This window comes from Scytonema sp. UIC 10036 (assembly GCF_009725235.1).
In genome coordinates, this window is record NZ_WJFC01000047.1 from 26,593 (window position 1) to 37,772 (window position 11,180).

Below are 11,180 nucleotides of genomic sequence, written 5' to 3' on the forward strand. Positions count from 1 at the left end.
ACCTTGCCCCTTCTAAATAAGAATAGGGCGTACAGTGCCTATCTTCTTATAAAATAACAAAGTTCTGAAGCTGTGCTTTTGTAATTAAGACGCTGGGACAAGAGACAAATAATTTGATCGAGGTATAGAACTATGGCTAAGAACTTGCTTGTAACTATTGACACTCCCAAAAAAATATGTGGTAATGCCAGAAAACAGTTTGAGCAATATTACCAAAAAGATACGCCTAAATTAGTTAACGCAAATGGTGAAGAAATACCTATTTCCGATAATGTTTTTAAAGTTTTACAAGAAATTTTGCCAGCACTTGAGCAGGGTAAAACAATAGTAACAATCTCCCCAGCAAATAGTGAGGTGACAACTCAAGAAGCTGCAGATATCCTGAATGTTTCCCGTCCTTATCTCATCAAACTTTTAAACAATAATGAAATTCCTCATGTAAAAACGGGTAGTCATCGTCGGATTAAATTAAAAGACGTAATGGACTATAAAGAAAAGAGAGAAGCCCAAACTGCTCAATCATTCAACCAACTTACGGAAATCATGCAAGACAACGGTTTATTTGACTAAGATAATAAGTAACATTTATTGCTTTAGACTGTGAGAAACTTTTCTGCGCTTCTCGACGCTTGTGTTCTTTTCCCTACCTCTTTATCTGATACATTATTAACTACGGCATATAAAGGATTATATCGAGTTCATTTCTCTATTCAAATTGTAGATGAAGCGGTTCGAAACCGAGTCAAGAGGGGGAAAATGAGTCAAGCGTCTGCAGATAAATTTAAAGTAGCCTTGTTTGATGCTTTTCCTCAATCACTAGTAGAAGCGCCCAAAAATTTGGAAAACAAGGTTGAAAATCACCCAAAAGATCGTCATGTGCTAGTATCCGCTGTTCATGTAAAAGTTGACATAATCGTTACATCAAATTTGAAGCATTTTCCTGAGTCATCTCTCTTACCTTGGGATATAGAAGCCATGCATCCAGATGATTTCTTAATTTATCTATGCGCTCGACATGGAGATGACGTTTTGTATGATGTACTTACCAAACAAATTAGTAAGTACAAAAAACCTCCTTATACTTATATAGAATTTTTGTCACAATTTCAGAAACAATTTTCTAGCCGAATGTTGAATTATACTCTGAACTCTTGATAATTTTGCGATCAAAAAATTGTTGACAAGAGTTTAGAAACCTTTGTGGAATTTCTAAATTATCTCCCCAATGCAAGTGAATATAAGAAGCGTGTAAGGAAGACGGTAAACTCCATCCTTCATCGCCTGTAAATTCTTGAGAATCATAGCGGTAAGTTTGAAAGAGCGATCGCTCTGGAGTTAATGTTAAACGGGAACGATGAAACTCATGCCCGCAAACAGTGTTACCTGCACGGACTAACAAGCTATCGTGTTGGGCAATTGCTCGACGATACCCTAATGTCAGACGCTTATCCATAACAGCTGTTGTTGGCAAAACTCCTACCATTGACCAAGATTTCCCTTCAAAATTAATAATTTCCTTGCACAAGTACATTAAGCCCCCACACTCGGCTATTGTCGGCATTCCAGCAACAATAGCTGAGTAAACTGCTGTCAGAACGTTGCTATTTTCTGCTAATTGCCGTGCGAAAACTTCTGGAAAACCTCCTCCAAAATACATTCCTTGAACGTTTTTTGGCAGTTCGGTATCTTCTAAGGGACTCCAAAAAACGAGTTCTGCACCTAGCTCTTGCAGTAGATCGAGATTGTCTTGGTAGTAAAAATTGAAAGCGCGATCGCGTGCAATTGCTATTTTAATAGGGAGTGGGGAGTAGGGAGTGGGGAATGGGGGGAATTGTGTTTCCTTGTCTCTGTGTTTTGTTGTCTTTAATAGTGGTAGCAAGCGTTCCCAATCAAAGCAAGAATCTCCTAAATCGGCGAGTCGGTTAATCAAAGCATCCATTTGAGGGAGCTCTGCTGTGGGGACTAAACCCAAATGGCGATCCGGAATTGTAATGTTGTCTTCGCGTCGTAAAACTCCCAGTATTGGTAACTGTAAGGGTTCGAGAGCATTTTTGAGAAGATCGAGGTGGCGATCGCTTCCCACGCGATTTAAGATGACACCAACAATCTTCACTGCGGGATCGTAAGAACGATAACCGTGAGCTATTGCTGCTACAGAACCAGATAATCGACTGCTATCGATCACCAGGACTACAGGTAAATCTAACAGCTTTGCGATATGGGCAGTACTGGCGATTGGGGATTGGCGATTGGGGATTGGCGATTGATATTTTTTCTCCATTTCTTGTTCCCAATCCCCAGTACCCAGTCTCCAATCCCTAATTCCTACTCCATCAAACAATCCCATCACGCCTTCGACTATAGCATATTCACTGCTTTGAGCGTGATTTATAAAACAATTTTGTACGTAAATTTCCGAAGTTAACACTGGGTCTAAATTACGACAAGCACGACCAGTGACATACTGGTGAAACATGGGATCGATATAATCCGGTCCAACTTTAAAAGACTGTACTTGAAGACCGCGACGACACAAAGACGCTAAAAAGGTGAGCGTGACTGTCGTCTTGCCCACCCCACTTCGTTCTCCAGCGATAATTAAAGGCATTGCTAATGGCTAATTGCTAATAGTTAATTGCTAATTGCTTTTTATACCATTAGCCATTAGCCATTAGCCATTAGCCATTAGCCATTAGCCATTAGCCATTAGCCATTAGCCATTAGCCATTAGCCAACTTAAGTGCCTGAGATGTAACTGCAAGACTTTCTTCCAAAAGTGCTTCGCGACCCCAACGTTGAACTTGTTGACTTAATAAAACTTCTGCTTTTTGCTCGGAAAGGGAAGTTACGTGTTCAAACAAACCTTGTGCTTGAGCACCACCTTGTGTTTCCAACCGCATACAACCACCTGTCTCAGAACAAATGAGGGTTCCGCAGTTGGCTTGGGGATTGGTGGAACTAAGACGCAAAGCAATTAAGTCACCGGGAATATCGCCTACATCAGCAACTGGTACGCCTGCTAACTCTGCTTCTACTTGTCTTTGTTCTGGTGTCAGGAAGCTAACTCGCGTGATATCGTAATCTCCACTTTCTTTTTGATAAGAAACGGGACGCCATTGCAATCTGCTTGCCAACCACCCCAAATATAAGAGTGCTTGTACGGAACTGCCTTTTTCGTAATCGATATTAACTCTATCAATTTCTGATAAAGCAGCACGACGTTGTGGTGGATCGTAAGCTTCAGCTGTTAACTCTTGCCATCCTGAAAGACGACGCCAGTTAAGATCGGCTATAGGCACACCATTGTCTACTAACTCCTGCAAGTTAAGTAGATCGTTTTCTGGCTCGTTAAAGTAACAGGAATCAACGATGACGTTGTTACAAACGCCTGACAGTCTCTTAAATAATGGGTTGTTTATATCTGGTGTTCCCTTCCACCAAAGGAACTTGGGCAACCCACCAATCAATAACGCTTGAAGCATCCCGCCTATTCTTTCCAAAGCGGCTGCGGTTCCTGTAAGAGTAATATACTCACAGCAGACGAGAGTATTTGAAGACTGTTTTTGGATGGGGCAGTAGGCAGAAACTTGAGCCTTGACACCAGTGTCTTCACCTGCTATTGGAGACAGGTTAATAATTCGGCATGGGTTGCGGATGGCTATTTCATCTGCAATGGTGGGGCTTGCAGCACTTGAGCCATAGGAAACTGTACCATTGCCATCAACAGTCGCACCATTGGTATGGCGTTTGGCAAATTCTTCCCGCAGTAGGGCAATGGTTTCTTCTGTTGCTGTTCCAGTCTCAGCTAATCCGTGCTTTTTTTGTAACTCCTTCAATGCTGCTTGCATCTGAGGTCCGAAAATACCATCAATGGGACCATGGTAATATCCCAATGTTGCTAACAGAAGCTGAGTTTCTTCTGGTTCGTATACCACTAAAGTAAATGTGGTTGCCCTTGTAGCAGCAGGAAGCGTACCATCCTCGCCAGCAATGCCATAACTTTGCCAAATTTGACTGAGTTCCGCATCAATTTCTGTGAGCGAAACATCTTTGGGTGCTTGAAGTGAAAAAATTGTAGGAGCTTGGGAAGTCATAGTAATAATTGCTAATTGTTAATTGCTAATGGCTAATTGCTAATGGCTAATAGTTAATTGCTTGTTCTAACAATTAGCTATTAGCTATTAGCTATTAGCACTACAGTCTCCGCCAACGGCGACTATCTTGGTTAATCAAGAGTTCTGCTTCAGCTGGTTCCCAAGTACCGGCTTCATATTTGGGAACTGTTGCCGGATCTGCAGGTGCATCCCACACTGAAAGCACTGGTGTGACTACCTGCCAAGCCGCTTCCACTTCATCTGCTCTTGTAAATAATGATTGGTCGCCCATCATACAATCTAGCAGCAAGCGATCGTATGCATCGGAGGTTGCTGCAATTCCGAAGGAACCGTATGTAAAGTCCATGTCAACGGAACGAGTCCGGAATTCTGCCCCAGGCATTTTCACCTCGAAACGTAAAGAAATTCCTTCGTTTGGTTGAATCCGCATTGCTAAAATGTTACTACCCATCTGTTGGGCAGCTGACGGAAACATCCGAGAGGGAACTTCACGGAAGTGGATAGAAATCTCACTAACTTTTTTTGGCATCCGCTTACCAGTCCGCAGGTAGAACGGTACTCCTTGCCAGCGCCAGTTATCAACCAAGAACTTCACTGCTACATAGGTAGGTGTTGTCGATCCAGGATTAACCCCTGGTTCTTCATGATACCCAGGCACGGGTTTCCCTTTCATCCAGCCCGCACTGTACTGACCCCGTACTGCTGAACGTTGTAAATTTTGAATATCAGCTAAACGAGTTGCTTGCAGAACTTTTACTTTCTCTGTCCGCAGACTGTCGGCATCTAAAGCATTTGGTGGTTCGATCGCTGTTAAGCAGAAAAGTTGCATGAGGTGGTTTTGCAACATATCCCGCAATGCACCAGAACTTTCATAATACCCTGCGCGGTCTTCCACGCCTACTGTTTCAGCTACAGTAATCTGAACGTGGTCAACAAAGCGACGGTTCCATAGTGGTTCAAAAATGGCGTTGGCAAAGCGGAATACCAACAGGTTTTGAACTGTTTCTTTACCTAAGTAGTGGTCAATCCGGTAAACTTGGCTTTCGTGGCAATATTTCTGTACCACTCTGTTCAAGCTTTGAGCAGAGGCTAAATCCCGACCAAAGGGTTTTTCAATCACCAAACGATGCTTGTACGGGTCTTCTAACATACCCGCATTTCCAAGTTGCTTAATACCCTCAGCAAAGAATTTTGGCGCAACGGAAAGATAGAAAATTCTATTTCCTCTTGTACCGCGTTTTTCGTCTAATTCAGTTAATAAATTATTCAGCTTTTGGTAGCTTTCTGGGTTGTCCATATCCCCAGAACAATAATACAAACCTTGGGAGAAATCTTGCCACAGCCCTTCTGGACCTAGCCCATCAGAAAACTCCTCAATACCCTGGCGCATTTGTTCGCGGAAGTAATCGTGAGTCCAGTCTCTCCGCGCTACGCCAACTATAGTGGTTTCGGGGGGAATACGCCGTTCTTTGCGTAATTTGTAAAGCGCCGGCACGAGTTTGCGCTGAGTTAAATCACCGGAAGCACCATAGATAACTATAATCTGAGGTTCGGGCATCCGTTGCTGTTGCAAACCAACCCGCAACGGGTTTTCTAGGAATGTGACCATAACAAGTTTGGTTGTGAGTTTTGTGATAACGGGGATTGCTAATTGCTAATTGCTAATTGCTAATTGTTCGTTGCCTTAGCGATTAGCCATTAGCCATTAGCCATTAACTAAACAGGTGACAACTGTCTTACCTTAGTTTCTAAGGATTTCATCAACGATTCAAAGGGCTTGACAAACTTATCAATACCTTCAGTGAGAAGTTCATCCATGACAGCATTGAGATCGATGTTGATGTCTGGATCTTTGAGGCTTTCGATGAGTTGATACACTTCTTCTACTCCTGTTTCCACACGATTGGCTACATTGCAGTGGTCGGCACAAGCGTCTATGGTTACAGGTGGTAGGGTGTTTACGGTGTCGGGACCGATTAACTCATCAACATACATCACGTCGCTGTAATTGGGGTCTTTGGTGCTAGTGCTTGCCCATAACAAGCGTTGCGCTTGAGCACCTTTGGCTGCCAATGCTTTCCAACGTTCGTCGTTGATAATCTTTTTGTACTCTTGATAAGCAATTTTGGCGTTAGCGATCGCGACTTTTCCTTTCACTGCTTTTAGCTTAGCTTCTACAGTGATATCGTCAACGCCTTTTTGCAATTTAGCATCTATCTTACCATCAATGTTGGTATCTATCCGACTGAGGAAGAAACTGGCAACAGAGGCAATTTTACTAATATCTTTACCTTCTGCAACTCGTCTTTCCAAGCCCCGAATGTAAGCCCAAGCAGTATTGATATAGCTTTGAACGGAGAACAGCAAGGTTACGTTGACGCTGATGCCTTCGTAAATTGCTTGCTCAACAGCTGGCAAACCCGCTTCTGTACCGGGAATTTTAATCATGAGATTTTCCCGTGCAATTTCTTTGTAGTAGCGGCGTGCTTCTTTAGTTGTTGACTCAGTATCATGAGCAATGGTTGGCGGTACTTCTATACTGACATAACCATCCAATCCCTTAGTTGCATCATAAACACGACGTAAAATATCACACGCATTGCGGATATCTGCAAAAGCTAGGGACTCGTAAATTTTGTATGTTGGAAATCCAGCACGGATTCCTGATTCAATATCAGCATCATAAATAGCATTCCCAGCGATCGCTTTTTCAAAAATAGCTGGGTTAGAAGTAATCCCACAGATTCCTTTGTTTTCAACCAAGTCCTTGAGTTCACCCGATTGAACAATGTCACGGCTCAAATTATCCATCCAGATACTTTGACCGAGTTCTTTAATCTCTAGTAATTGATTAGTCGTCATAATTGTACCTGTTTTATGTTCATTGCTAACTGCTAACTGCTAATAGCTAATTGCTGATTGCTAATTGCACTATTAACCATTAGCCATTAGCCATTAGCCATTAGCCATTAGCCATTAGCCATTAGCCGTTAATGCCCATTCTGAATAAAAGACTCTACCTTTGCTACATCCTTTGGACTACCAATAATCAAAGGAGTGCGTTGATGCAGTTTCTTTGGCACCACATCTAAAATCGACTTATGTCCTGTAGTTGCGCGACCACCTGCTTGCTCGATCACAAACGCTAAAGGAGCAGATTCATATAGTAAACGCAATTTCCCTTCTGGTTTTGGTAGCGTTCCTGGGTAAAGAAATACACCACCTTGCAACAATATTCTGTGGATATCGCTTACCATCGCTCCACTATAGCGAGCTGTGTAACCCTCAGTTCTATGAACGTAGCGGATGTACTCTCTAATTGGTTCATCCCATTGCCAAAAGTTACCCTCATTAACGCTGTATACGGAACCATGGTCGGGAATGCGAATGTTCTCCTCAGTCAGGATAAACTCTCCTAAACTGGGGTCAAGGGTAAATGAGTGAACGCCCTTACCTATAGTATAGATCAGCATTGTGCTGGGACCGTAGAGTATGTATCCTGCAGCAATTTGGTTGCGTCCTGGAGCCAGTAAATCTCGTGCTTCTCCGTCAAGATCTGTTCCTTCTTGTTGCCGAATCGAGAAGATAGAACCCAAACTGAGATTTGTATCAGTATTCGATGAGCCATCAATAGGATCGTATAGCAGAGTGTAGCGACCGATGGGACAGTTTTCAGGAATGTAATAAGGTTTTTCCATTTCCTCAGAAGCCAAGCGACATACTAAACCGCTTTGCTTGAACACTGAGATAAAAACATCATTGGCATAGACATCCATTTTTTTAACGGATTCTCCCTGTACGTTCACTTCCCCGGTAAATCCAAGAACCCCTTCCATTAAGCCTGCACGGCTGAGACGACGTGCAACTAGCTTACCAGCCAGAGCAATTCGATTCATCAACGTACTCAAATCCTGTGCTTCTGGCGAAAAGCTCTGAAGTTGCTGTAGGACATGACGGGATAATGTAGTACAATCACGGTCTAACGCCCGGTCTGCGGCTTCATTATTGAGCGGCTCCAAAGATTCTGGCGCTTTAGTCATTCATATGTCCTCCCGTTCATAGTGGGTATTTACTGAGTTCATCCCGTGCGTCACAACTGTTGGTTGCTGCCTCTATCTTAGAAAGGTAAACTGACCACTGAAATGGGTTTTTAGATAAACTAAAGAATCAATTCCAAATTACAGCTATACCAAGCCGAAATCCTAATTTGGAATGGTATACACAGTAAATATACTTATTAATTCCGGGTGTCGAGCGCTGTTGCCTTTCATCCTGTAGGTAGAGAGGTCAGCTTGATAGCTCGCTACAATTGCTAGTGAATCACAAAGCATATTAATCCTACTGTTATTCAAGCACCCACTCGCTGGGAAAGTTGTCTCTTAGTTGGTTTATCTGTGCCAAACCTACTCTAGCAAAGCACAATGTGGCAAGTTGTGACCTGTCTCACTTTGTCACAACTTGCGGTTAGCACTCCTAATTTAAGTGCAAAGAACAACTGTTTCTAGAAAACTTAGCAGTTTATGGCTTGCGTAACTAGAAGACAATTTGCTATCATCGTATTCTGCTTTTAATAAGACTCTTGTTTTTTCGCCCAACTACCTCGTCGGTTGCCATTGCCATTATTTTCTTCTCGTGGCTTGGCTTTATTGACTCTGAGTTGACGACCCATCCATTCTGCGCCATCTAATTCTGATATGGCAGCATCCTCTTGGGTGTCTTCATTCATGTCAACGAAAGCAAAACCTCGGAGACGTCCTGTTTCGCGATCGGTAGGTAAAACAACTCTTTTGACCTCGCCGTATTCTGCAAATACAACTTTTAAGTCTTCTTCAGTGGCGCGGTAGGAAAGATTTCCAACGTAAATAGTCATGTGAATCACGTAAGTCGCAACGAAGAACGAAAAACTCAGCATAAAGGTACAGGTAAAACCAACAGCAAATACTGCTTTAGGATCATCTGACTTGCAGGTAGAAAAGTGTGTAATGAAGGTGTAACTTAGGGCAGTTACGTCATTACAAAGTTCCCATCTGTTAAGCTAAGTTTTCGCATACGCTCATATCATAACCGATCGCGTTGTTTTTCAAAGTATGAGATTTTACAAACATATATAAGATATAATCAGACTCGCTTATATACCATGGTTTTTCTATGGTTAATAGAAATTTATTGAGATTTTTCTAAGCTTTAGGACAAAAATCTACCTATTTCTATAGATGCGAAATTTACTTTTTAGTAATTATTTAACCTAAGTTAAGGGTAAGGCAAGTTCATCGCCAAACCCTTACCCAACTTACGGCCTTCAAATGTTAGTCAATAGAGATTGTTTGTGGACCATTTGCTTTGCCATTCTGTGCCTGAGTGGTTGCAGCAGTGTAAGTATTTGCACCTAATTGTTGGGAAAGCCAACTTTTAACGGGGTCATCTGCAAGGTTTAGTTTTAACACCCCAGAGACAAATCCACCCATAAAGGAAATTGGGTGTTGGGTAAGTTCTTTAAATATTGGTGTTAATTCTTGAAGGAACATAATGAGTCTCCCAGTACTGTAGTTAAAAATTAGGGGGTAGGGAGTAGGGGGTAGGGAAGAAGGAAATCCCCGCACCCTCGTATCCTGGGGAAGAAGGAGACCCCCTCATCGCCGTACCCTCGTTCCCAGGCTCAGCCTGGGAATGCCTTAGTAGGAGGCTCCGCCTCCCGTGTTTAATGAAGTTGTAAAGCAGGGTGGGTCATGCCCACAAATATCATACTACGCGTAATCTCGCCAGAAGGTTGAGGCAGAGCCTCGTCAGCTGCATTCCCAGCCTGAGGCTGGGAACGAGAATGGGCTGGGAACGAGAATGGGCTAACAACGAGAGATGGGCTAACATTCCCAGGCGGAGGCTGGGAACGAGAGAACCCTAACCCCTCTCATTATTTTGTTCGGGCATCATGCACTTGTCTGAGTCACAACCCGCAGGTCCGGCTTCCATTAACTCACCAAAATCATAGTTACTCAAAACCCCATGAAAATCATCTGTTTTACGGCGCATTTCTACTTCCTTCATAAACTGTTCGTATTGCTCTTTTGAAATTGGCTCGAAAGGCAATCGGGGGAAAGTTTGGAGGTCATCAAATCTGGCAAGCAATGCAGCACTCATGTAACCTTCATCATCTCTGATGGCTTCATATATCCGAGTTCCCAAAGCTTCCACTTCATTTTCTCGGAGTTCAATGGTTGCTGAAGTGTTGTGTGTCACGTAAAACTTTTGGACTTGCATATAAAAATCCATTTGGGCGAGGGCGCTAAATTGACTGATGTCGATTTCATCAGCACCCGGTAGATCTGCCCAAAGTACAGAGACTGGGATCTCCACAAGCCATTCGCTGACTCGCGGATCGAAGGGATCGTGCAATAAATTACCCTGTTCGTCTTTATCGGATTGGGAGGGGATGACATTATAGCCGTAGTCAATACACGCTAAGGCAACAGGGTCATTTTTACGGAAGGTGATCCGCCGCAAAAATCTTTGTGCTTTAGGAGGATGCCATCCTGGACTAGCACCTGTTAAGAGGGATTTCGTACCGCTAGGCTGAACAGTGGTGCAACGGTTAGGACGTTTGAGATTGTGGCGATCGCAATAATCCCAAACAACACGATGCACAGTATCTTTCCAGAAACTTAGGTATTCCTGTTCTCGACGTTTAAATGCCAGTCCTTGAGTTGTTTCCTGTCTACCTTCTGCCCACCAACGCAACCAATCAACGCCAAAAGCACGGACGAAGAAATCAAATAACCCCGTGAAAGAAACACCCACAATTGGATCTAATTCACGGCTGTACTGATAGCGAGGTTCCAGAAACTTGTGGTGCAAAAGTGATGCTACAGAAAGCGCTCCTGCTGTGAAAGCTTCTTCTTGTTCCTTGTAGTTCAGTGGGTCAATTTGATTGAGGTGAACCTCAGCCAAATTACAGTGGAAGTTACTACCTATAATTTCCAATTTTGTTATCCTAGAGGCTTTTTATCCCCTAGTTCTGGAGGTTTTCCTCATACCCATAACAGGGATACAACTGGTCAATTCCAATTCAGT

At 43.0% G+C, this 11,180-nt stretch carries 9 protein-coding genes and 1 pseudogene; 2 read left to right on the forward strand and 8 right to left on the reverse strand.

Annotation, left to right across the window (positions count from 1 at the left end; translation table 11 throughout):
• Positions 1-132: 132 nt before the first annotated feature.
• Both F7734_RS22285 and F7734_RS22290 read left to right on the forward strand, forming a co-directional pair.
• Positions 133-570 carry a helix-turn-helix domain-containing protein gene (locus F7734_RS22285; RefSeq protein WP_155746712.1) on the forward strand — a complete coding sequence of 146 codons (438 nt, stop codon included), beginning with the start codon at positions 133-135 and terminating at the stop codon, positions 568-570.
• A 186-nt stretch (positions 571-756) separates the two neighbouring features.
• On the forward strand, positions 757-1,155 hold the full coding sequence (locus F7734_RS22290; protein WP_347566259.1) for a hypothetical protein: 399 nt from the start codon (positions 757-759) through the stop codon (positions 1,153-1,155).
• Here the strand turns inward: F7734_RS22290 and F7734_RS22295 are convergent.
• The 8 genes and pseudogenes from F7734_RS22295 to nrdJ all read right to left on the reverse strand — a co-directional run.
• On the reverse strand, positions 1,121-2,608 hold the full coding sequence (locus F7734_RS22295) for a cobyrinate a,c-diamide synthase (RefSeq protein ID WP_155746714.1): 1,488 nt from the start codon (positions 2,606-2,608) through the stop codon (positions 1,121-1,123). The genes F7734_RS22290 and F7734_RS22295 overlap by 35 nt on opposite strands.
• A 112-nt stretch (positions 2,609-2,720) precedes the next feature.
• Positions 2,721-4,094 (reverse strand): glucose-6-phosphate dehydrogenase assembly protein OpcA, encoded by a 1,374-nt coding sequence (opcA, locus tag F7734_RS22300; protein WP_155746715.1) that lies wholly within the window; start codon positions 4,092-4,094, stop codon positions 2,721-2,723.
• Positions 4,095-4,194: 100 nt separating this feature from the next.
• Complete coding sequence (gene zwf, locus F7734_RS22305; protein ID WP_155746716.1) at positions 4,195-5,724, reverse strand: glucose-6-phosphate dehydrogenase; 1,530 nt, start codon at positions 5,722-5,724, stop codon at positions 4,195-4,197.
• Between the two features lie 107 nt (positions 5,725-5,831).
• Positions 5,832-6,977, reverse strand: a complete 1,146-nt coding sequence (gene tal, locus F7734_RS22310) for a transaldolase (protein WP_155746717.1) — start codon at positions 6,975-6,977, stop codon at positions 5,832-5,834.
• A gap of 128 nt (positions 6,978-7,105) precedes the next feature.
• Positions 7,106-8,155 carry a class 1 fructose-bisphosphatase gene (gene fbp, locus F7734_RS22315; protein ID WP_155746718.1) on the reverse strand — a complete coding sequence of 350 codons (1,050 nt, stop codon included), beginning with the start codon at positions 8,153-8,155 and terminating at the stop codon, positions 7,106-7,108.
• Between the two features lie 527 nt (positions 8,156-8,682).
• A complete protein-coding gene (locus F7734_RS22320; RefSeq protein WP_155746719.1) occupies positions 8,683-8,985 on the reverse strand; it encodes an RNA-binding protein in 303 nt (100 codons plus the stop codon).
• Between the two features lie 436 nt (positions 8,986-9,421).
• Positions 9,422-9,640 carry a hypothetical protein gene (locus F7734_RS22325; protein ID WP_155746720.1) on the reverse strand — a complete coding sequence of 73 codons (219 nt, stop codon included), beginning with the start codon at positions 9,638-9,640 and terminating at the stop codon, positions 9,422-9,424.
• A 370-nt stretch (positions 9,641-10,010) separates the two neighbouring features.
• Positions 10,011-11,087: pseudogene (gene nrdJ / locus F7734_RS22330) on the reverse strand (ribonucleoside-triphosphate reductase, adenosylcobalamin-dependent); the annotation flags it as partial.
• Positions 11,088-11,180: the final 93 nt, after the last annotated feature.